This is a genomic window from Streptomyces sp. NBC_01216 (assembly GCF_035994945.1).
Lineage (GTDB): Bacteria > Actinomycetota > Actinomycetes > Streptomycetales > Streptomycetaceae > Streptomyces.
Window position 1 is genome coordinate 1,701,799 of the sequence record NZ_CP108677.1, and the last position, 21,356, is coordinate 1,723,154.

Below are 21,356 nucleotides of genomic sequence, written 5' to 3' on the forward strand. Positions count from 1 at the left end.
GGAGAACCGGACGGCGCGCGGGCGCCGGGAACAGCGCGCGGCACGAAGGCGGAGACCGGACGCGGGGGTCAGGGGGTCGTGTCGCCGACGAGCCAGGACGGGTCGATCGCGCCCTCGGCGACGATGACGGCCGGTCCGGTCATCTCGATCCCGCCGTCGGGGTGCTCGGTGATGACCAGGGTGCCGCCGAGGACGTCGACGGTGTACGTGACGGGCGTCCCGCTGCGCGCGGGGTCCACGCCGTCCCGTCGCGCGGTGGCCACGGCGACGGCGCAGGCGCCCGTACCGCAGGAGCGCGTCTCCGCGGCGCCGCGCTCGTGGACGCGCATGGCCACGTGACGGGGCCCGCGGTCGGCGACGAACTCGATGTTCACGCCGTCCGGGTAGACCGCACCCGGGCTGAAGGCGGGTGCGTCGTTCAGGGTGCCTGCGTGGCCGAGGTCCTCGACGAAGGCGACGGCATGCGGATTGCCCATGTTCACGTTGCGGGCGGGCCAGCTGCGGCCGTCGACGGTGACGGTGACGCCGTTCTCGGGCAGCAGCGCGCGGCCCATGGAGACCGTGACCGAGCCGTCCTTGGCCAGGTGGACCTTCTTGACCCCGCCCCGGGTGGCGACGGCGACCTCGCCGGCGGTGACGTGCCCGGCGTGCTCCAGGTAGCGGGCGAAGACACGGACGCCGTTGCCGCACATCTCGGCGACGGACCCGTCGGCGTTGCGGTAGTCCATGAACCACTCGGCTTCGTCGGCCATCGCGCGCGCCTCCGGGTGGGCGGCGCTGCGGACCACGTGCAGTAGCCCGTCGCCACCGATGCCGGCCCGCCGGTCGCACAGCCGGGCGACGACCGCGGCGGGCAGCTCGACGGTGTTGTCGGCGTCGGGGACGATCACGAAGTCGTTCTCGGTCCCGTGGCCTTTGAGGAAGGCGAGGGGCGCGTTCGGCGTGCTGGTCACGGGATCAACTCTACGGGTCGGGGGCCGCCGCGGAGGCCGGGGGTCCGGCCTCCGCGGCGGGCGGACCGGGACGGCGGCGGGGCGCGGGGCTCCCGCGGACGGGGACGGCCGGGAGGTGGTGCCGGGCGAGGGGGAGAGCGCCGAGGTCAGCGCAGTCGGGCCACGCGCCAGACCGCGAGGGCCACCAGGAGCGCGCTGACGCAGACGTACAGGGCGAACACGCGCCAGTTCGGGCGGTCGCCCGAGCCCCGGGCCGGGAGGCCGGGCCAGGTGTGGCCGACCCGGCGGGCCGCCATCATGCCCCAGCCCGCCGCGCAGGAGCTGATCAGGAGACCGAGCATGGCGACGACGGCACCGCCGTCACCCGAACCGAAGGCGAGCGGGAAGGCGAACATCAGGGAGCCGACGGCGGCGAGCCCCACGATGGGGGCGAGCTGCCAGATCCTCAGCCGACGCTGGGGGCGCAGCTCCACCTCGACCTCGCCGGGGTCGACCTCGATGGCCGAGCCCTGGGCGTCGTCGGGGCCGTCCGGCGTCAGACCGGGCGCCTCGCCCGTGACCTCGCCCCGGACGGCGCCCTGCTGTTCTGTGTCGCGAGGGCCGGCCTCCATCGCCACGCGCCCTCCCACTCGGACTCCACACTTGGTCGATCGATGCTCGATGATGGCACGCTCCCACCCCCGGAACTGACGGGCATGACGTCCCGATGCCATCACGTGATCAGGCTGTAACCGCTCGTTCGACCAACGCCAGCGCCGCCCCCGGGAGTTCCCGGCCGTGCTCGACGGCTCCACTGAGCCACTTCACCCGCGGGTCGCGCCGGAACCACGAGTCCTGACGGCGCGCGAAGCGCTTGGTGGCGCGAACGGTCTCGGAGCGCGCCTCGGCCTCCGTGCACTCCCCCGCGAGCGCCGCGAGCACCTGCTGGTACCCGAGCGCGCGGGCCGCCGTGCGCCCCTCGCGCAAGCCTCGTGTCTCCAGTGCGCGCACCTCGTCGACGAGGCCGGCCTCCCACATCCGGTCGACGCGGGTGGTGATCCGTTCGTCGAGCTCGGGGCGCGCCACGTCCACCCCGATCTGCACCGTGTCGTAGACCGGGTCCGGCCCGGGAAGGTTGGCGGTGAAGGGCCTGCCGGTGATCTCGATGACCTCAAGGGCCCGGACGACCCGCCGGCCGTTGCTGGGCAGGATCGCGCGCGCCGCTTCGGGGTCGGCCGTGGCCAGCCGGGCGTGCAGGGCTCCGGAGCCGCGCTCCTCCAGCTCGGCTTCCAGTCGCGCCCGTACGACCGGGTCGGTGCCGGGGAACTCCAGGGCGTCGATGGCGCCCCGCACGTACAGGCCCGATCCGCCGACCAGGACGGGGGTGCGGCCGGCAGCGAGCAGCCGGTCGATCTCGGCCCTCGCCAGACGCTGGTACTCGGCGACGCTGGCGGCCTCCGTGACGTCCCAGATGTCCAGGAGGTGGTGCGGAACGCCGCCGCGTTCCTCGATCGTCAGCTTCGCGGTACCGATGTCCATCCCCCGGTAGAGCTGCATCGAGTCGGCGTTGACGACCTCGCCGTCGAGCTGTCGGGCGAGGAAGACACCCAGATCGGACTTTCCGGCCGCTGTGGGACCGACGACGGCGATGACCCGCGGAGCGGGAGCTGCACTTCTCACCGCCCCAGTCTCGCAAACCTCGGGACGGGTCCCCGAACGAGCGACGTGACGGCCCCGTTCCTGAGGTCGTTGCCTGTTGCGAGGTTCCGCCCGCCGGTGTCACGGACCGGCTGCACCGGGTGGCGCGCCGGAGCGCCCCGGACGCCGCGGGGCTTCTCCCGCGCGAGTAGACTATGGAGTGAAAATGGGCGTTTTCGCATTGTTTCGCCGCAAGAACAAGGAAGCTGCCGAGGCGTCAACGACCGGAACGTCGGTCGTCACCCTGACGGAGGAAGGGGCGGAGGAGGCCGGGAAGCGGGACGACGCCGCGGTCCGCACGGGCACTTCCGAGGCTCCCGGGTCCGGGCCGTCGGAGGAGGAGACGGAGGCGGGGACGCCGGCTGGGGGCGGTGGCCCGGAGGGCCCCGCGGCCGTCGGAGCCGGGCCGGGCGACGAGGAGGTCATGGGTGGCCTGGGCGCGGAGAGGGCCGACGCCGTGGAGATTCCGAAGCAGCAGTCCGCCGAGAAGGCCGCGGACAACGAGGCGGGTGAAGGCGCCCTGAAGTAGCGAAGCGGCTCCGATCGCACGACACCGCGAACGGACTCACCGGAGGGAAGGTGGCCCATGGGTCTCCTGGATTCACTGAAGGCCAGGCTCGCCCCTGCCAAGGACAAGGTCTCCGACCTCGCGCAGCAACACGGGGACAAGATCGACCACGGACTGGGCAAGGCGGCGAAGCTGGTCGACGAGAAGACCAAGGGCAAGTACAGCGACAAGATCGAATCGGGTACCGGCAAGGCCAGGGACGCCCTGGACCGGATCGCCCACAAGCAGGACGGCACCGAGGGCGAGGACCCGCAGCCGCCGGCCGCCTGATGCCCGGCGTGTCCTGACCACCCGCCGGACGGCGGACGGCCGCGCGGCGCACAGCTCCGCGGGCCGTCCGCCGTCCGGCGTTCCGGGCCCGCTCACGCCCCGTCCTCGCCGCCTACGACCAGGCGGCGACGAAGTAGCCGACGCCGTAGGGGGCGTCCTCGTACAGCAGGCGGCCGTCCAGTCCGGCCCCCTCCGCGGCCCCCGCGAGGACCTGCCAGGGGGCACGGCCGGCGGCCTTCAGCTCCCGCGCGAGGTGTGCGTCGAGGGCGAGCAGTCCGGCCACGTCCGCGGCGCCGAGCGCCCGGGCCGCCTCGGCGTCGAAGCCCGCGGCCCGGTCGTCCAGATAGCCGGGGGCCTTGAGGGTGCGGCAGGCGCTGCCGTCCCCCATGACGAGCAGGGCGACCCGCTGCGCGGCGGCTGCCCGTTCGCGGCCGGCCGCCGTACAGCGGGCCGGCTCCGCGTGCTCGGCGACCCCGAGGCCCTCGACGGGGGCGTCCGCCCAGCCGGCACGCTCCAGCAGCCAGGCGGCGACGGCGAGCGAGGCGGGCAGCGGCCGGTTCCCGGGCCCGTCGCCGAGCCGTACGGAGAGGTCGACGCCGAAGCCGCCGAAGGAGCCCTCGGAACCCGCCGGAAAGACGCCGCGGGCGCCCTCCGGGGCCGGGCCGACGACGTGGAGACGATCGGGCCGGGACGCGGCCAGCAGCCCCAGGGCGTCGGCGCAGGCCGTGCGGGCCGCGTCGAGCTCGGGCGCGGCCCCCATGGCGATGTCGGGCACGAGCAGCGGCGGGCAGGGGCATACGGCGGCGGCGACAAGCATGATCCGCAGCCTACTGCCGCCTGGTCCGCCGGGAGAGCGCGGCGCCGTGGGGCACACCGGGGACGGCGGGAGGCGGGACGACGGCACGCGTCCGGGCGGCGCGTGGCGCTCCGCACCGCCCCGCGTCCACTCGGGTCCGGGTCAGTGGCTTCCGCAGCCCGGCGCCGCCGCCTCCGGAAGAGGTTCCGGCACGCCGATCTTCGGGAGGCCGAGCAGGACACCGGCCGGCTTCGCGGCGGCCTCCCGTGTCCGCTTCTCCCAGGCGTCGCCGGAGCGGGTGCGGCGCACCGACGTCGTCCGGCCCTCGGCGAGCAGGTGGTGTGGGGCCGCGTAGGTGATCTCGACGGTCACCACGTCGCCGGGGCGGACCTCCGACTCGGGCTTGGTGAAGTGGACGAGGCGGTTGTCGGGGGCCCGGCCGGACAGGCGATGGGTGGCCCCGTCCTTGCGGCCCTCGCCCTCGGCGACCATGACCTCCAGCGTGCGGCCGACCTGCTTCTTGTTCTCCTCCCAGGAGATCTCCTCCTGGAGGGCGACGAGGCGCATGTAGCGCTCCTGTACGACCTCCTTGGGGATCTGTCCCTCCATCTCGGCCGCGGGGGTTCCGGGACGCTTGGAGTACTGGAAGGTGAAGGCGTTGGCGAACCGCGCCTCGCGGACGGTGTGCATCGTCTGTTCGAAGTCCTCCTCGGTCTCGCCGGGGAAGCCCACGATGATGTCGGTGGAGATGGCCGCGTGCGGGATGGCCGCGCGCACCTTCTCGATGATCCCGAGGAAACGCTCCTGCCGGTAGGAGCGGCGCATCGCCCGCAGGACGGCGTCGGAACCGGACTGCAGCGGCATGTGCAACTGCGGCATGACGTTGCGGGTCTCGGCCATGGCCGCGATCACGTCGTCGGTGAAGTCGCGGGGGTGCGGGGAGGTGAAGCGGACGCGCTCCAGGCCCTCGATCTCGCCACAGGCCCGCAGCAGCTTGGAGAACGCCTCTCGGTCGCCCAGGTCCGAGCCGTAGGCGTTGACGTTCTGGCCGAGCAGGGTGATCTCGGAGACGCCCTCGGCGACCAGGGCCTCGATCTCGGCGAGGATGTCGCCGGGGCGGCGGTCCTCCTCCTTGCCGCGCAGCGCCGGGACGATGCAGAAGGTGCAGGTGTTGTTGCAGCCGACGGAGATGGACACCCAGGCCGCGTAGGCGGACTCGCGCCGCGTGGGGAGCGTGGAGGGGAACGCCTCCAGCGACTCGGCGATCTCGATCTGCGCCTCTTCCTGGACGCGGGCCCGCTCCAGGAGGACCGGCAGCTTTCCGATGTTGTGCGTGCCGAAGACGACGTCGACCCAGGGGGCCTTCTTGACGATCGTCTCGCGGTCCTTCTGGGCGAGACAGCCGCCGACGGCGATCTGCATGCCGGGGCGGGTGGTCTTCATCGGGGCGAGCCTGCCGAGGTTGCCGTAGAGCTTGTTGTCGGCGTTCTCGCGCACCGCGCAGGTGTTGAAGACGACGACGTCGGCGTCCCCGTCGGAGCCCTCGGGGGCCCGGACGTAGCCGGCGTCCTCCAGCAGACCGGAGAGCCGCTCGGAGTCGTGGACGTTCATCTGACACCCGTAGGTGCGGATCTCGTAACTCTTGGTTCCTGGAACGTTCACTGCCGGGCTCCGGTCGCTGCTGTGGGTCATGGGACAAGGGTAGGGGCTTCCGGGAGGCGGCGGTCCCGGGGTACGACGGCCGCGGCGAGCGCCTCAGAGCCCGTCGGGTGGCCCCTGACCGGGCGAAAGGTCACCCGACAGGCTCTCGCGCCAGGTCGGACAGCAAGAGCTCCAGCTCCCTCTCCTCCTCGACGCGTACGCCGAGTTCCTCGACGGCCGCCGCGAGCGCGGGTTCCCACGGGGTCTCCGTCGGGGTGCCGACGAGTGGTGACGGAGGGAGTGCGGCGTTGCGGGTTGCGGCCGCGCGGTAGTCCGCGGCCGTGTAGCGCCAGGGCCGCCACGGGACGCGGCGGTGGAGGACTCCGGCGATCCGGAGCCCGCCCCAGTCGAAGTCGCCGTGGTAGTGCAGGGTCGCTCCGTGTTCGTGCAGTGCGTGGAGCAGCGTGACGGCGGCGGCGGAGGGTTGGCCCTGGAGACAGACCAGGGGCGGGCAGGCGGGGCCGAGGGTGTCGGCGGCCGCCGCGAGGACGGTCGGGTTCTCGCAGATCCACACGGCCGCGGAGGTGACGGATGGTGGCCTGCGAGTGAGCTGGCGAAGGGTGAGCACGAACGGTTCGCCTTCCGCGGCCATCCGGTCCAGGGCCGGGGTGCCGCGCAGGTTCAGGGTCAGGACGGTCGAGGACAGCTCGTCCCGGAGCAGTCCGGCCGAGGCCCACGCCTCGCGCCGCCACGCGGCACCCTGGCCGTCGGGGAAGCCGGTCAGGGCCCGGACCCCGGACAGGGTGAGCGTGGCGAGGGGGGCTCCGTCGTCCAGGGCATGGGCTGAGCCGAGGACCTGGGCGGCGAAAGCCGGCAGCGAGACGGCAGGATCGGCGGGAAGGGAGCGCAGAGCGGCGCACACCCCGGCCAGCAGGGTGCGCGTGGTCTCGGGGGTGCGGCCGAGGCGCCGCGCCAGGCCGTCGGCGCGTACCCGGGCGGCCCAGTCCGCCAGCGGATTGAGCTCGGTGGCCAGCTCTCCGAGAGGGGCGTGTGCCCACTCCCACGCGGACTCCTCCTCGTGCCGGGACCGGGCGAGCGGAGTGACGGGGCCGGTGAGCGCTTCGACGGCGGCGGCCAGGCCGCCGGGGCTGGCGCCCGAGCGGCGCAGTACGGCGTCGACCGCGTCGAGCCGTACCGTCAGGGACCCGCCGCCGCCGGGGGGTCGGGCGAGAAGTCGTTCGGCCGCCGCCCGCTGGGCCGGGGTGGGTTCGCCCAGAGACACGGACCCGGTCAGGGGCCGCCCGGCCACCAGTCGTCGTCGTGCTCGCTCGACGAGCCAAAAAAGGTCCGGTGTGCCGAGCAGCCGCGCGAGCCGCGGGCTGTCGACCGCTTGGACACCGGGTTCGGGCCCGTGGGTCAGTTCCACAGCGGCTCGGGCTCCACCTGGCCGGTCGTGTCCTGGGGCGCGTGGCGAACGGGGTCCTCGCGGCGCCGCCGTCGCGTGCCGTCCCACTCCCAGCGGGTGACGAGAACCGCGGCCACCTCGTCGATCCTGGAGAGCTGGGCGATGGCGATGCCGGGCACCTGCGGGTAGCAGGCCCACTCCCGTTCGCTGGTCATGACCACATCGAGGTCGAAGGCGCTCAGCAGGCCGAGGCACTTGGCGCGGGAGTCGTCGTCCACGCCGGCGAACGCCTCGTCGAGGGTGACCAGGCGAGGCGCGTGCGGGCTGCCCGCGCTGGCGTAGTGCGAGGAGGCGGCGGCGAACAGGGGCACGGAGACCGCGAGGACGCGCTCGCCGCCGGAGGCGGGGCCGGTCGCGGGCACCCAGCGCCCATGCTGGTGGCGCTCCACGCCGAACTCGTGCCAGGAGCGGTAGTCGAGCGCGGCCGTGAGGTGCTCGAGCCGGCTGCCGGCGCCGTCGTCGGACTGCTGGCGGGCGATCTGCGCCTGGAGGAACTCGCCGACCGCCGCGCGGTCCTCCGGAGTCCAGGCGTCCGCGGACTGGCGCAGCCGCTCGCGGGCCCGGGCCAGTCCGGACGGGGCCTTGCGCGAGGCCCGCCACACCAGCCGGAGCCTCATGCCGGTGGAGGTGGGACGGTTCTCCAGTTCGGCGTTCATGTCCCGCACCTGTCGTTCGGCGGCGCCGATGAGTTCCTGAAGGGTGCCGGCGACCTCGGTGATCAGGTGGGTTTCGAGGATCTCGCGTTCGTGCGCGGACAGGATGCGGGTGAGCTCGCCGACCTCCGCGGCCAGCGCGTCGGCCAGTTCGGGCACGGCACGCTCGCGTCCCTGGTAGACGATGTCGACGACCACGCCGTCATCGACCATGCGGGCGGACGCGCTGTGCCCGTGCCGGGACAAGGTGTCCTGCAGGGTCTTGAGTTCCTCGCTGAGCCGACGCTGGACGCGTTCCCAGGCGGCGTCCGTGTCGTCGACGGCGGACAGGCCGGAGTCGATGGCTCGGGCGAAGGCGATGGCCGGGGTCGCGGCCCAGGGGCCGTCGTCCGAGGCGGGGAGGGTGAGTTCGGGCAGCGCGACCGCGACCAGGCCGGTGGCCGTGAACCGCTGGAGCGCGGCGATGGCTTCCGCACGTGTGCCGACGGCCTCGGCGAGGTCCTTCTCCAGCTGCTCGATCCGCCCCTCGGCCCGGCTCGCCTCCCGGTCCGCCTGGGCATGACGCTGCCGGGCGTTCTTCTGGCCGGTCTCACAGATCCGCTGTGCTTCGGCGGTCTCGGCGAGACGCCGCTGGAGTTCGGCGACGGCGGCGCCGACGGTGGAGCGCAGGGTCCGGTGCCGCTCGTCGGCCGCCGCCGCCTCACGCGCCGCCTCTTCGGCGCGCTGGGCGAGGTCGACGACCCGCTGCTCCGCCCCGGCCGCCTCCGCGCGTTCGTCCGCCACCTGCCGAGCGGCCTGGTCTTGTTCGAGCAGCGCGGGCCACAGGGCGGCCAGCGCGGTGACGAGGGAGCCGAGGGCCCGGCGCACGGCGGCGAGTCCGGCCCGTTCGGCGGGCAGCCCCAGGTCGGCCGCGGCCTCGGCGAGTTCGGCTGCGGCCCGCTCGGCGAGCCCCGATGCCTCGGCGACCTCGGCGGCGCGCCCTTCGTGCCGGGCACGGTTCTTGCGGACGGTCTCGACGGCGGCGCTCACGAGCGCGTGCGTCCGGGTGAGCGACGACTCGTCGGGGACGTCGGCGAACTCGGCGTCGAGCGTGCGCCGGCGGGCCGCGATCGTTTCGGAGCGAGTGGCGAGTGTCTCCGACTCCTCTCGCAGGGCGGCGAGTTCGATGCCGAGCTCGGCGACACGGGCCCGGCGCGCCGCCTCCCGCGCCCCCTCACCGATGTACGTGGCGGCGGGCTTGGCCCACGCACCGGTGAGCGCGCCGGCCCGGAAGCGCCCGTCGGGTGTCACCCATGTCGCGGCCTCTCCGCCGCCGTCGAGGCCGATGGCGGCGAGCAGTCGGGTCACCGTCGCCTCGTCCACGGCGGCGGCCCGCCGATCGCCGTGGTCCACGGCCGGGCGCAGCGCGTCCGTCAGCGAGGAGCCGCTCACCGGTCCGTTGGACGGGGAACACAGGACGTCGTGCCCGTCCACCGCGAGCGCGGAGCCGTCGGGCAGCACCCACGCGTCGAGGAGGCCGGATGCCTCGAGCGCCGCTTCGAGCCCGGCACGGTCCGTCTCGGGCAGTTCCTCACGGAAGTCGACCAGGCGCCAGAACGGGGCGCCCGGCCATGTTTCGCGCAGGCCGGGGGTGCGTGTCGCCGGAGGCCGGGGCTCGCGTCCGGTGCCGGTTTCCAGCGCGGCGAGCTCCCGGCGGGCTTCGTCGGTGCGCGCCGCCAGCTCCGTGGTCCGGCGGGCGGCTTCGGCCGCCTGGTCGGCGAGGTCGGCCGAGCGGGCGGTGTGCGCCCGGGTGGCGTGCACCCGGGCCGGATAGGGGCCGTCGAGGTGACGGGTCCACTCCTGGAGTTCGTCCAGGAGGCCGGTCTCGTCGGCGAAGGCCAGCTCCTTCCAGGCGCGGGCGCGCTCGCGCACGTCGTCCAGGAGGGCCCGGCCTGCCCGCGCCGCGTTCTCCTCCGCCTCGGCGTGCGTCTCGGCGGCCAGCGCGAGGTCGGTCTCCGCCTCGTCGAGACGGCCCGACGCCCGACGGTGCGCGTCGGCGGCCCGCTCGGACGCTTCGAGGCGGCCCTCGATGTGGTCGAGCGCCCGCTGGGCGCGGTCCGTGGCCTCCTCGACGGCGCGGCGCGATCCGGGCTCGGGCACCAGGGTGTTCGGCGGCAGGGCGACGTGCGCGGCGGCTGCCTGCTCCCGCGCGTGGGCGTGGGTCTCCTCGACCCGGCCCCGGGCGGCACGCAGCCGGTCGTCCGCGGTGCCGAGCCGCCCGAGCGCCTTGGTGTGGAGGGCGTCCGCCTGCTCCCGGTCCTCCCGAGCCCGGTCCACCGCCTGCGCCGTTCGCGTCACGGCCTGGGCGGCGTGTTCCAGCTCCCGGGCGTCGCGCATCTCGGGTGCCTCGCGCAGCGCCTTCTCCTGGGCCCGCAGACGGCCACCGGTCTCGGCCAGCGAGCTGATCTCCTCTTCGGCCGCCGCCCGTTTCTCCTCGGCGCGGGACCGGCGCTCCTGGTCCTCGGCCAGGTCCCGTTGCACGCGCTCGTAGCGGGAGTGCTCGGCGCGCGGAAGCCGGGCACGACGGCGCGTGGCGATCCGGGCGTACCGCCGGTAGTGCTCCAGGAAGGCGGAGGCGGCCCGCTCGGCGGCGGACGCGGCGGCCAGCTCGTCCTTCTCCTCGTCCAGGGACCGGAACGCCTCGGCGACGTCGGCGATGACGGCCTGGTCCATGGGCGGCAGCGCCTCGGTCAGGGCGCGGGAGAGGGCGGCTTCGTTGGGCCGTTTGGACAACTGGGGCTGGCGCAGCTGGATGAGCAGGTCGACCAGGGCGGCGTACCGCTGCTCGCCGAGGCCGAAGAGTGCTTCGTCGACCGCTCTGCGGTAGACCTTGGCCTGGTCGTACACCATGCCGTGCCCGGCGACGGCCTCGGCGAGCCGGTCCCGGGACAGGGCCGTGCCGGTGGCGTCGAGCAGCCGGAAGGTCTCCTGCGTGCCTTCGGTGGACCCGTGGTCGACACGCTGGCGGGTGACGGCGTACCAGTGGCGGGCGATACCCCGCCCGCTCACCGCCTTGAGCCCGCACAGCAGCGTACGGAAGTGCCGCTCGCCGGTCGTGTCGTCCAGCCTGCCGAACTCGATCCAGGTGTAGCCGAGGCGTTCGGAGTGCGGGTGCTCGCCCCCGAGGAGCAGGTTCCACTCCATCCGCTTGCCCGGGTCACCGTCGGGTTCGACGCGGCGCGGGCTGAGGTCGCCGTCGAGCAGGAACGGCAGGGTCAGGGCGAGCACCTTGGACTTGCCGGTGCCGTTGTTGCCGCGCAGCAGCAGACGTCCGTCCCGGAAGTGGAACTCCTCCACGTCGTAGTGGAACAGATCGACGAGCCCGACGCGCAGGGGCTGCCAACGGGAACGCCGCGGTTCGGGAAGGCGGGTCACGAGGTGGCCTTTCGCTGCGGAGGCATGGGGGCGGAGCCGGTTTCGCGGATGACGGCCTCGCCGACCGCGTAGCGGGCGAGGGCTGGACGGGACGCGATCCCCTGGGCCTTGCGGGACGCCAGGCCCAGGGCCGTGAGCCGGGAGACGGCCTGGTCGGCGAGGTCGGCCTCCATACCCGGCTCCCGGGCGGACTTCGCCCAGAAGCCGCCGTGCTCGGCGGCCAGTTCACGGACCCGGAGTGCGAGGGTGTCGAGGGTCACCGGGCCGGCTGCCGAAGCCAGGTACTCGGCGAGCAGCAGGGTGATGTGGCCGTGGGTGCCCTGCTCGGGCATGCGGAGGTCGGTGAGGTCGTCGTCGGGGTCGACCATGGCGATGCCCTCGGCCCGTACTTCGGCGACGAGCCCGGTCAGCTCGGTGATCCGGGCGGTGAGGAAGCCTCGTTGCCGGGTGAGGTAGCCGAGTTCGGCGTCCGTGAGCTCGTCGTAGTACACCACCGGGTCGTCGAGCAGCCGACGGGTCAGTGAGCGGCGCAGGGCACGGAAACGCAGTTCGTCGCTGTCCAGCGCGGTCTCGGCGACGAGTTCGGAGAGGCGGTCGTCGAGGGAGGCGGCCTGGATGGTGGAGGGGCCGCGGCGGGAGGCCAGGAGGCCGGCCAGCACGCGGCGTTCGACGTCGTAGAGGACGTCTCCCGCCCCGCTGACGAACGCCTCCTCCTCACCTGCCACCCGGCGCAGTACGCCGAGGTCGAGCAGGAGCCGTACGACGGCGGCGAGGTCGAGGCGTTCGTCGCGACGCTCCAGGGCGAACTCGATTCCCGTCGAGGCGAGTCGGGGATCGGCGGCGTCGAGGACGATCTGGTCGGCGAGGCGTCCGAGGGCGATCTGGGCCTCACCGCGTTCGAGGGCGGCGAGCGCGAGGCAGAGCAGCACGTAGCGGCGCCGGGTGAAGGGGGCGCCACCGCGACCCACGTCGCGCGCCGGGTGTGTGGGGTCGGAGAGTACGCCGGGAACCTTGCGCAGTCGTGCCGTCTCGGCGTCCGTCTGGAGCGACCAGCCGGTGTTGCGGTCGAACCACGCGCGGAGTTCGGGCGCGTGCCGGCGGACGAGGCGGAACGCGTCCGCGTGTCGGCCGCGAGCGAGGAGCAGAGGGTGTCTGAGCAGGGCGCGCGCCGCCTTGCGCAGGTCGGCGGCGTGCTGGCCGTCCAGTACCTCGGCGAGGGGGGTGGTCATCGGCCGGAGGCTCCGTCCGTCAGGGCGTCGTCGTCGGTCAGGTCGACGATCTCGATGAGGTGGTCCGGGCCGGTGAAGACTCCGCCGAGCGTACGGACCTCCGCCGGGGTGCCGTCGGCGAGCGCGGTGAGCCGGATCTCCAGGGAGCCGTCGCCGCTGGTGGCCACGGTGTGCCGCATCCCTGGGCGCCATGTGGCCAGCGCGTCACCGAGCAGGTGGAGGAACAGGCGGAAGGAGGTCGGTTCGAGCTCGCCGAGCTCGGACAGGCGCGTGACACCGTGGGTGACGAGCCGGACGCGAGCGGCGGCCGTCTCCGCGGCCTCCTTGGCGGCTGCCTCGGCCAGAGCGCGCCGCCTCGCCTCGCGGTCCTCGACCTTGCGGGGCTTGCCGCGCCGCTCGTAGCTCCCGGTGCGGCGCAGTTGAGGGCTGATCCTCAACGGCTCCGCGCCCGCCCAGGGTGTGGCGGCCGGGACGTGCTTCGCGGCCCGCGCTGCGAGGGTGTCGGCGTCGACGGTGAGGTGCCGGGCCGGGTAGAGGCCGAAGGCCGTCCGCCACAGCCGGTGCCGGGCGTCGTCGTCGGGCGCCTCGGCGAACCAGCGGGCCAGGGTCCGGAAGTCCGCCGACCGGTCGGAGCGCCCGGCCCGGCGCTCGTGCAACGCCCGTACGACCGCCAGAAGCTGCGGAATCGCGCCCAGGGCGCGGCCTCGCAGGAGCCGGGCCTGCGACTCGCGCCCGTCCCTGCTGACGAACCACGCGCCGAGCCCCTCCCAGCGCGCGGCCCATCGCTCGTACACCTCCCGCTCGGCGTCGGCGGACTCCTCCGGTGAGGCGTCGGCGGCCTCACGTCGGGCGGCGGCCCTCAGCAGCGGATCCAGCCGGCCGCCGTCCTCCAGGTCCAGGATCAGCCGGGCGATCCGGCCGCCGAGCGTGATCAGGTCCTGGATGAACCGTTCCAGATACTGGATGAGCCGGTCCTTGTACGCGAGGAAGACCTCCTCCTCGACGTCGTGCAGGTCGATGGTCCGCTGGAGCGACCCCATGAAGGCGCGCGCGTTGTCGGCGAGCGCGGCGAAACGGCTGGCCAGCGTGTCGAGGGCCAGGTGTGCCTTGGCCGGGTCGGGCTCCTCCTCCGCGGCCAGGACGAGGAGGGCGCGCAGCTGGGTGACGATGTCGTGCAGCGCGACGGCCTGCAGCGCGCCACGCCGCCCGAGCGCCTCGTCGTAGGCGGACAGCGCCGCCTCGGCGGCCTCTCCTTCGCGCGTGAGCTGGTAGATGAACCGCTTCCGGTAGAAGTCCTCGACTGCCGTGACCCGTGCGGTGTCCGGATCGGCGCGCAGGTTGCCCCAGCCGACGAGCCTGTCGAGCGCGGCGGCGACCGCCTCCGGTTCGGCGGGGCGGATGTCCGCCGGCAGGGCGGCCTGCACCTCCTCGGGGCGCAGATGGACCGCGAACCGTTCCTTGGCGACGAGGAACGCACGCATCACCTGCCGGTAGAGCGGGGTGTTCGGCACAGTGAGGTGGGCGAAGGGGCCGAATCGGTCCGGCTCGGCAGCCGGACCGGGCGAGGTGGTAGCGGTCATCGCCGCCCATTGTCCCCCACCCGGGGCAGTGACCGGCGGGGACGAACGCACCTGTCCGATTCCCGCGTGAGTGACCGGATCAGTACGGTTCGGGTCGCCCGTCTCCGCCGGGCCGCCGCGCGGTGAGCCCGGCCTCCCGCCGACGACAGCCCACCCGGACTCCGGGGGTCCGCGGCCCGGGGTGGCGTGCCGTGTTCCGGCGTTCGTGGGCCCGGTCGTCCCGGGGCGGCCGGCGGGAACGGCGGCGGCGTCAAGCGCCCGCGGTGGCCGTCGCCGGTCTGTCGGCGCCGTCGCGGAGCAGCCCGGTGAGGCGCTCCAGCGTGACGTCGTCGCCGAACCCGCCCGCCTTGATCAGTGTGGGGACCGGTCGCGGACCGAGCAGGACGCCTCGGGCGATCCCGGGCTCGGGCTCGTCGAACAACTCGATACCGGTGGCGCCGAGGGCTTCGAGGACCGTGACCGCGGTCTCGCCGCCGGTCACCAGCAGCCCGTCGCCCAGCCCCTCCGCCGTCAGCCCGGCCGCGACGGAGGCCAGGTCGCGGGTGAGCGCCTGGGCGTCTCCGGCGTCGCGCCGCGCGTCGGGGGTGTGGACGACCAGGACCGGCGCGTCCGCCCGGCGCAGGGCGTCGACGGCGGCGCCGGGGCCGCGGGCCGGGGCGACCTCGGCCGCGGCCACGTCCCCACGGGTACGGAGCCGGTCGAGCTGACGGCGGGTCGCGGGGTGGGCGCTCCCGACGACCACCAGGGGGCGCCGGACGGCGGGCAGGACCGGGGACGGGGTGGAGGCGTGCGGGGGGCGAGGGTGGCGGCGGGCCAGCGCGGCGGCGAGACCGGGGGAACCGACCCAGAGCACCTCCCGCGGCCGGTCCACCGCGTGGACCAGCCGGTCCAGGTCGTCGTCCGTGGCCGCCGGGTACACGAAGATCCCTCCCCCGCTCAACGGTTCCGCCCATCGGGCGCCCTGCTCCGGGGCCAGTACCTCGGCCTCCGGAAGCAGCCGTGCGAGGTCCGAGGTCACGACCGGATGCGCGGGGTCACGGGCGAACTCGCTCTCGTGCACCGGGACCCCCCGTACGTACTGGACACCGCCGACCGTGATCCGGCCCTCGGCCGGGAAGGCGGGCGCGATGACGACGGTGTGCCGCCCCGATCCCGCGCGGGCGGCACGGATCTCCGCCGCGACGTGTCCCCGGAGCGTGGAGTCGACCGTCTTGATCAGTAGTTCGGCCTCGCGGTACGCGCGGGCGGCACGTTCCGTCCTGGCCGCGGCGCGGGCCTCGCCGAGGAGGCGGCTGCCGAGGTCGGCGGCGATCACACCGCCGCCGAGGCGGGGGGCGGACGCGGTGTCGTCGCCGGGTCCGCGCAGCAGTACGCCGGCCCGGTGCCCGGCCCGGCGGAACGGCGCCGCGCCGTCGCCGGCGCTGGTGAGGTCGTCCGCGAGCACGACGATGTCCGTCACGGCGTCGGTCGGGTCGTCCCTCATGCGTGCGCCTCTCTGATGGGCCGGCCTCCTGACGAGCCGGCCTGTGATCGCCTCCCACCCTGGCGTCCGCACCCGCTCCCGGACAAACGGTGCCGTCCCGCCGCGCGTGTACGGGGTACCGATCCGGCCCACCGCCGACGCCGTGGCGCCTTTTCCCTCCGTTCCCTCGGTACGGGCGGGGGCCGTCCGCACGTGGCCCCCCGACCGGAGGCCCCGCGCCGGGTGGACGCGGCGGGAGGCGCGGGCCGGCCCGGCCGTCGGTCCGGGCCTGGCCATCCCGGGGACTGAGCTGGCAGGATCGCGCCATGTTCGCCTCGCTCTCCCGTCCCGCCCGCCGCCGCGCCCTCCAGGTCTCGGGGGCGCTCCTGGTGGTGTGCGGAGTGCTGTTCTGGTGGCTGGTTCCTTTCGGCACCTCGGCACCGAGCGGAAACATCACGTTCAGCACGGGCGTGCGGTCAGGCGTCTACCAGCGCTACGCGGCACTGCTCCAGCAGGCGCTCGCCCGGGATCTGCCGGACGTCTCGATAGCCCTGGAGGACAGCGAGGGGTCCCAGCAGAACCTGGCACGGGTGTCCTCGGGTGAGGCGGACGTCACGGTGGCCACGGCGGACGCGGTGGCGCAGTACCTGAGGGACCGGAAGCCGGGGTTCGAGCGCTTGCGCGGCTGTGCCCGGCTCTACGACGACTACGTGCATCTGGTGGTCCCCAAGGGCTCCGCCGTGCAGTCGGTGTCCGATCTGCGCGGGCTGCGGGTCGGGGTCGGGCAGCAGGGGTCCGGGGTGCGGCTGATCGCGGAGCGGGTCCTCGCCGCGGGCGGTCTGCTCGACCGCGACATCAAGCCGGTCTTCGCGGGCCTCGACACGATGCCGGACCTGCTGGCAGAGGACCGGCTGGACGCCTTCTTCTGGTCCGGCGGTCTGCCCACCCAGGCCGTGCAGGCGCTGTCGGAGCGTCTTCCCGTGCGGCTCGTCTCGCTGGACGAGTCAGTGATGGACAACCTGCACGATGTGGGCGAGTCGAACCGGCACTACCGTTCCGCGCTGATCCCGGCCGACGCCTACAGCAAGGCACAGGACGGGCAGTCGGTGGAGACGCTGGCCGTGGCGAACCTCCTCGTGACCACGGACGACGCCGATCCGGCCCTGGTCGAGGGCTTCACCCGTACGGTGATCGGCAGCCGGGACTGGATCGGCAGCCAGGTGCACCCGGCCCAGCTGGTGGACCTGCGCACGGCGATCTACACGGACCCGCTGCCGCTCCATGAGGGCGCCCGGCGCTACTACCGGTCCGTGAAGCCGTGACGCTCCGGAGAGCGCGCGCCACCGAGGCCCCGAAGGGTTCCCTCCGGCGGGTGCCTCAGCTCTCCTGGGGCACGGTCCTCGGCACGGTGACCGTCACGCGCAGCCCGTGCGGCTCGTTCGGCGCGAAGCCGATCGCCCCGCCGCCCGCCGCCAGCAGGGTCCGGCAGATGGAGAGGCCGAGGCCGGAACCGCTGATGTTCTGGTGACGGTTGCTGCGCCAGAAGCGGTCTCCGACCCGGTCGAGCTCGTCCAGGTTGAGGCCCGGTCCGCCGTCCGCGACTACGACCGTGCACGTCTCGCCGCCGAGTTCGACCGTGACGTCGACCTCGTCGCCGGCCGGGGTGAACTTGAGCGCGTTGTCGATCACCGCGTCGAGAACGCTGGAGAAGGCGACCGGGTCCACCCAGGCGGCGGCGGCCCGGGGCTCGCCGCCGAGCCGTACGCCCTTCTCGCTCGCGAGCGGGCGCCATGCCTCGATCCGCTCGGACAGCATGGCGCCGATGTCGGTGAGCCGGAGGTCGGCGGCGGCGTGTTCGGCGAGCGCCAGGTCCAGCAGGTCGTCGAGGACCTGCGCGAACCTCTTGCCCTCGGTGCGTACGGAGGCGATCTCCTCGTTGCCCTCGGGGAGTTCGAGCGCGAGGAGTTCGATGCGCAGCAGGAGCGCGGAGAGCGGATTGCGCAACTGGTGGGAGGCGTCGGCGACGAACGCTCGCTGTTGCTCCAGAACGTCCTCGACGTGGTCGGCCATCTCGTTGAAGGAGTGGGCCAGGCGGCGTAGTTCGGGCGGTCCGCCGGCCGCGGCGACGCGTGACTTCATACGGCCGGTGGCGATGTCGTGGGTGACGGCGTCCAGAACGCGCACCGGGCGCAGCACCCAGCCGGTGAGCCGGAAGGCGGCGCCGAAGGCGACCAGCATCGCGGCGGACTCGCCCGCCGCGATGATCAGCCAGCCGCGCAGGATCCGCGAACGCAGTTGTCCGGTGGGCGAGTCGGTGACCACGACGGCGACGACGTCGCCGTCCCGTACCACCGGTGAGGCGATCACGAGACGGGCGTCGTCCTGCCACGGCCAGACCTGTGGCGGGTCGTGGCTGCGGCGGCCGAGCAGCGCCTCCTGGAAGGCGCGGCGCCCCTCCCCCTCGTAGGGGACGACCCAGTCCTCGGGCGCGGCGACCATGGACCGGTTGTTGCGGTAGAAGATGCCGGTGCGGATGCCGTATACGTCGTGGTAGCTGACCAGTTCGCCGCCGAGGGTGGTCCGGCGCTCGTCGATTCCGGGGTCGCGATCACCGACGAACTGGGCGAGCGCGGCGAAACGCGCCGCGTCGTCGAGCCGGTCGACGACGACGCGCTGCTGCTCGGAGGCGGCGAGGCTGGCGGCGAGCGGGAAGCCGAGGGCGAGGAGGACGCCGGCCATCAGGACGATGAGCAGCGGAAGCAGTCGGGTGCGCACGAAGGGTCCGGAGGGAGGTCAGGCGGCCGAGGCGACGAGGCGGTAGCCGACGCCCCGTACGGTCTCGATCAGCGCGGGCGTCCGCAGCTTGGAACGCAGCGAGGCGACGTGCACCTCCAGGGTGCGGCCGGTCCCCTCCCAACTGGTGCGCCAGACCTCGCTGATGATCTGCTCACGGCGAAAGACGACACCGGGCCGCTGGGCGAGCAGCGCCAGCAGGTCGAACTCCTTGCGCGTCAGCTGGACGGGGGCGCCGTCGACGCTGACGCGCCGGGTGGCGAGCTCGACGGTGACGGCGCCGAGCCGCAGAGGGACCTCTTCCGCGGCGGCGGTGGCCTCCTCGCCGTTCGTGGTGCGCCGGCTGACGGCGTGGATGCGGGCGAGCAGTTCACCGGTGTCGTAGGGCTTGACGACGTAGTCGTCGGCACCGAGGTTGAGCCCGTGTATGCGGGAGCGCACGTCGGCGCGCGCGGTCACCATGATCACCGGGGTGGCGGTGAGCTGCCGTATGCGTCCGCAGACCTGGTATCCGTCCTGGTCGGGCAGGCCCAGGTCGAGGAGGACCACTCCGTAGGAGGGACGGTCGCCGTGCGCGGCGGGCAGGACGGCCTGGAGCGCTTCCTCGCCGCTGCGGGCGTGGGTGACCGTGAACCCGTGCCTCGCCAGTACGGCGGACAGGGCCGCGGCGACATGATCGTCGTCCTCGACGAGCAGCAGTCTCATGACCCTCCTCCGTGACTGGGTGATCCGGTGATCCCCGGATGGCTGCCTGTGTACCAGCGGGGTACCAGGGCATGAACGCCGATCGGTGGTGTCGCAGTCAAGAGCGCCCCCGGCGCGCGCCGGTTTCCGTTACGGACCCGGTACTCCGAGGGCCGCCCGCTTCACCCAGTGTGTCCGTTCGCAGCCGGATCGTTATGCTCAATTTCCGCTCAGATGTGATGACGCTCGTCGTGACCCGTGCCTAGTGTCCTCCCCAACCGAGGAGGACGGAGCTAGAAGCCGATGAGCGGAGTGTCAGTGACCAAGGGCTCGGAAGACGCCATACCGGCGGCGGGCGACCTGGTCGTGCTGTCCGACGTGAACAAGCACTTCGGCGCGCTGCATGTGCTCCAGGACATCGACCTGACCATCGCCCGTGGCGAGGTCGTCGTCGTCATCGGGCCCTCGGGGTCCGGGAAGTCCACGTTGTGCCGCACCATCAACCGTCTGGAGACGATCGACTCCGGCACCATCACCATCGACGACCGCCCGCTGCCCCAGGAGGGCAGGGAACTGGCACGGCTGCGCGCCGATGTCGGCATGGTCTTCCAGTCCTTCAACCTCTTCGCGCACAAGACCGTGCTGGAGAACGTCATGCTGGGCCAGGTCAAGGTCCGCAGGACGGAGAAGAAGGCCGCCGAGGCCCGGGCGCGCACCCTGCTCGACCGGGTGGGTGTCGGCACCCAGGCGGACAAGTACCCCGCGCAGCTCTCGGGTGGACAGCAGCAACGCGTCGCCATCGCGAGGGCGTTGGCGATGGAGCCGAAGGTCATGCTCTTCGACGAGCCGACCTCGGCACTCGACCCCGAGATGATCAACGAGGTCCTCGAGGTCATGCAGCAGTTGGCGCGCGACGGGATGACGATGGTCGTGGTCACCCACGAGATGGGCTTCGCCCGCTCCGCAGCCAACCGGGTGGTGTTCATGGCCGACGGCAGGATCGTCGAACAGGCCACGCCCGACGAGTTCTTCAGCAACCCGCGCAGCGACCGGGCCAAGGACTTCCTGTCGAAGATCCTGCACCACTGACGGTGCCGTCCCGCACCTTTTCCCCGCCGATCGACAACCCACGACTCAAGGGATGTTCCGCATGAAGCTCCGCAAGACCGCGGCCGTGGCCGTCGCCGTACTCGCACTGACCGCGACCGCGTGCGGCGGCAAGGAGGGTTCCGCCGGCGACAAGCCCGCCGTGAACCCCGGCGACAAGAGCGCGCCCCAGCTCCCCACGTACACCGTCGCCACCGATGTGACCCTGGAGTCGTCGGTCTTCAAGGAGGCGCAGAAGCGCGGCAAGCTGATCATCGGTTCCAAGGCCGACCAGCCCTACCTCGGTTTCGAGGACCAGGCGACCAAGGAGCGGTCGGGCTTCGACATCGAGATCGCCAAGATGATCGCTGCCGAGCTCGGGTTCAGCGCGGACAAGATCGAGTGGAAGACCGTCGACTCCAAGCTCCGCGAGACGGCGATCTCCACCGGCCAGGTGGACTACTACGTCGGTACGTACACGATCAACGACAAGCGCAAGGCGCTCGTCGGCTTCGCCGGTCCGTACTACAAGGCCGGTGCCGACCTCCTGGTCCGCAAGGACGAGACCGCCATCACGGGCCCCGACACCCTCAAGGGCAAGAAGGTCTGCTCCATCACGGGCTCCACCCCGCTCCAGGAGATCAAGAAGCCGGAGTACGGCGCCGAGACCGTCGAGCTCGGCAAGTACTCGGACTGCGTGCAGCAACTCGTCACCAAGCAGGTCGACGCCGTCACCACCGACGACTCGATCCTCAAGGGCTACGCCGCCGCCAACGCCGGCAAGCTGAAGGTCGTCGGCAAGCCGTTCACCGACGAGCCGTACGGCATCGGTATGAACAAGGACGACAAGGCTCTGCGCGACAAGATCAACGACATCCTTGACGCGCGTGTCAAGGACGGCACGTACAAGAAGATCTACGAGGCCACCCTGGGCCTCTCGGGCTCGGCGTACACCGAGCCGCCGATGATCGACCGCTACTGATCCCGGGTGAGCCGAGCGCCCCGTGCCATGGCGCGGGGCGCCGCTCGACCTGCCCGCACGCCTTGCCCGTAAGCCTTGGCACGCCTCGCTCGTAGGCCGCCGA

Annotated in this window: 17 protein-coding genes; 5 read left to right on the plus strand and 12 right to left on the minus strand. The window is 73.2% G+C overall.

The window, feature by feature from the left end; all coding sequences use genetic code 11:
- Positions 1-68 precede the first annotated feature (68 nt).
- The 3 genes from dapF to miaA all read right to left on the minus strand — a co-directional run bounded on the left by dapF (position 69) and on the right by miaA (position 2,612).
- Positions 69-953, minus strand: a complete 885-nt coding sequence (gene dapF, locus OG393_RS07110; RefSeq protein WP_327373784.1) for a diaminopimelate epimerase — start codon at positions 951-953, stop codon at positions 69-71.
- Positions 954-1,099: 146 nt separating this feature from the next.
- Positions 1,100-1,564, minus strand: coding sequence for a hypothetical protein (locus OG393_RS07115; protein ID WP_327378336.1), 465 nt, complete (start codon positions 1,562-1,564; stop codon positions 1,100-1,102).
- Positions 1,565-1,673: 109 nt separating this feature from the next.
- Entirely contained in the window at positions 1,674-2,612 is a 939-nt protein-coding gene (miaA, locus tag OG393_RS07120) for a tRNA (adenosine(37)-N6)-dimethylallyltransferase MiaA (protein WP_327373785.1), read from the minus strand.
- A gap of 184 nt (positions 2,613-2,796) precedes the next feature.
- On the opposite strand from miaA, the gene OG393_RS07125 reads away from it, so the two are divergent.
- Both OG393_RS07125 and OG393_RS07130 read left to right on the plus strand, forming a co-directional pair.
- The gene (locus OG393_RS07125; RefSeq protein ID WP_327373786.1) at positions 2,797-3,159 is read left to right on the plus strand and encodes a hypothetical protein; all 363 of its coding nucleotides are present in this window, start codon (positions 2,797-2,799) and stop codon (positions 3,157-3,159) included.
- A 57-nt stretch (positions 3,160-3,216) separates the two neighbouring features.
- Positions 3,217-3,468, plus strand: coding sequence for an antitoxin (locus OG393_RS07130; protein WP_327373787.1), 252 nt, complete (start codon positions 3,217-3,219; stop codon positions 3,466-3,468).
- 112 nt (positions 3,469-3,580) lie between these two features.
- Here the strand turns inward: OG393_RS07130 and OG393_RS07135 are convergent, their stop codons facing one another.
- The 7 genes from OG393_RS07135 to OG393_RS07165 form a co-directional block, all read right to left on the minus strand.
- Positions 3,581-4,285 carry a class III extradiol dioxygenase subunit B-like domain-containing protein gene (locus tag OG393_RS07135; RefSeq protein WP_327373788.1) on the minus strand — a complete coding sequence of 235 codons (705 nt, stop codon included), beginning with the start codon at positions 4,283-4,285 and terminating at the stop codon, positions 3,581-3,583.
- A 141-nt stretch (positions 4,286-4,426) separates the two neighbouring features.
- Positions 4,427-5,956 carry a tRNA (N6-isopentenyl adenosine(37)-C2)-methylthiotransferase MiaB gene (miaB, locus tag OG393_RS07140; RefSeq protein ID WP_327373789.1) on the minus strand — a complete coding sequence of 510 codons (1,530 nt, stop codon included), beginning with the start codon at positions 5,954-5,956 and terminating at the stop codon, positions 4,427-4,429.
- Between the two features lie 100 nt (positions 5,957-6,056).
- Entirely contained in the window at positions 6,057-7,331 is a 1,275-nt protein-coding gene (locus tag OG393_RS07145) for a TIGR02679 family protein (RefSeq protein ID WP_327373790.1), read from the minus strand.
- Complete coding sequence (locus OG393_RS07150) at positions 7,322-11,437, minus strand: TIGR02680 family protein (RefSeq protein WP_327373791.1); 4,116 nt, start codon at positions 11,435-11,437, stop codon at positions 7,322-7,324. Before OG393_RS07150 ends, OG393_RS07145 begins: the two co-directional genes overlap by 10 nt.
- Positions 11,434-12,666 carry a TIGR02678 family protein gene (locus tag OG393_RS07155; protein ID WP_327373792.1) on the minus strand — a complete coding sequence of 411 codons (1,233 nt, stop codon included), beginning with the start codon at positions 12,664-12,666 and terminating at the stop codon, positions 11,434-11,436. The genes OG393_RS07150 and OG393_RS07155 overlap by 4 nt, the downstream gene beginning before the upstream one ends.
- Positions 12,663-14,246, minus strand: coding sequence for a TIGR02677 family protein (locus OG393_RS07160; RefSeq protein ID WP_327373793.1), 1,584 nt, complete (start codon positions 14,244-14,246; stop codon positions 12,663-12,665). Before OG393_RS07160 ends, OG393_RS07155 begins: the two co-directional genes overlap by 4 nt.
- 250 nt (positions 14,247-14,496) lie before the next feature.
- Positions 14,497-15,729, minus strand: a complete 1,233-nt coding sequence (locus OG393_RS07165) for a four-carbon acid sugar kinase family protein (RefSeq protein ID WP_327373794.1) — start codon at positions 15,727-15,729, stop codon at positions 14,497-14,499.
- A gap of 305 nt (positions 15,730-16,034) precedes the next feature.
- Here OG393_RS07165 and OG393_RS07170 point away from each other — a divergent pair, with 305 nt between their 5' ends.
- The gene (locus OG393_RS07170; RefSeq protein ID WP_327373795.1) at positions 16,035-17,030 is read left to right on the plus strand and encodes a TAXI family TRAP transporter solute-binding subunit; all 996 of its coding nucleotides are present in this window, start codon (positions 16,035-16,037) and stop codon (positions 17,028-17,030) included.
- A gap of 55 nt (positions 17,031-17,085) precedes the next feature.
- Here the strand turns inward: OG393_RS07170 and OG393_RS07175 are convergent, their stop codons facing one another.
- The gene (locus OG393_RS07175) at positions 17,086-18,483 is read right to left on the minus strand and encodes a sensor histidine kinase (protein WP_327373796.1); all 1,398 of its coding nucleotides are present in this window, start codon (positions 18,481-18,483) and stop codon (positions 17,086-17,088) included.
- Positions 18,484-18,501: 18 nt separating this feature from the next.
- Complete coding sequence (locus tag OG393_RS07180) at positions 18,502-19,206, minus strand: response regulator transcription factor (RefSeq protein WP_327373797.1); 705 nt, start codon at positions 19,204-19,206, stop codon at positions 18,502-18,504.
- A gap of 282 nt (positions 19,207-19,488) precedes the next feature.
- Here OG393_RS07180 and OG393_RS07185 point away from each other — a divergent pair, with 282 nt between their 5' ends.
- Complete coding sequence (locus tag OG393_RS07185) at positions 19,489-20,274, plus strand: amino acid ABC transporter ATP-binding protein (protein WP_327373798.1); 786 nt, start codon at positions 19,489-19,491, stop codon at positions 20,272-20,274.
- Positions 20,275-20,335: 61 nt separating this feature from the next.
- Positions 20,336-21,253, plus strand: a complete 918-nt coding sequence (locus OG393_RS07190) for a glutamate ABC transporter substrate-binding protein (RefSeq protein ID WP_327373799.1) — start codon at positions 20,336-20,338, stop codon at positions 21,251-21,253.
- Positions 21,254-21,356: the final 103 nt, after the last annotated feature.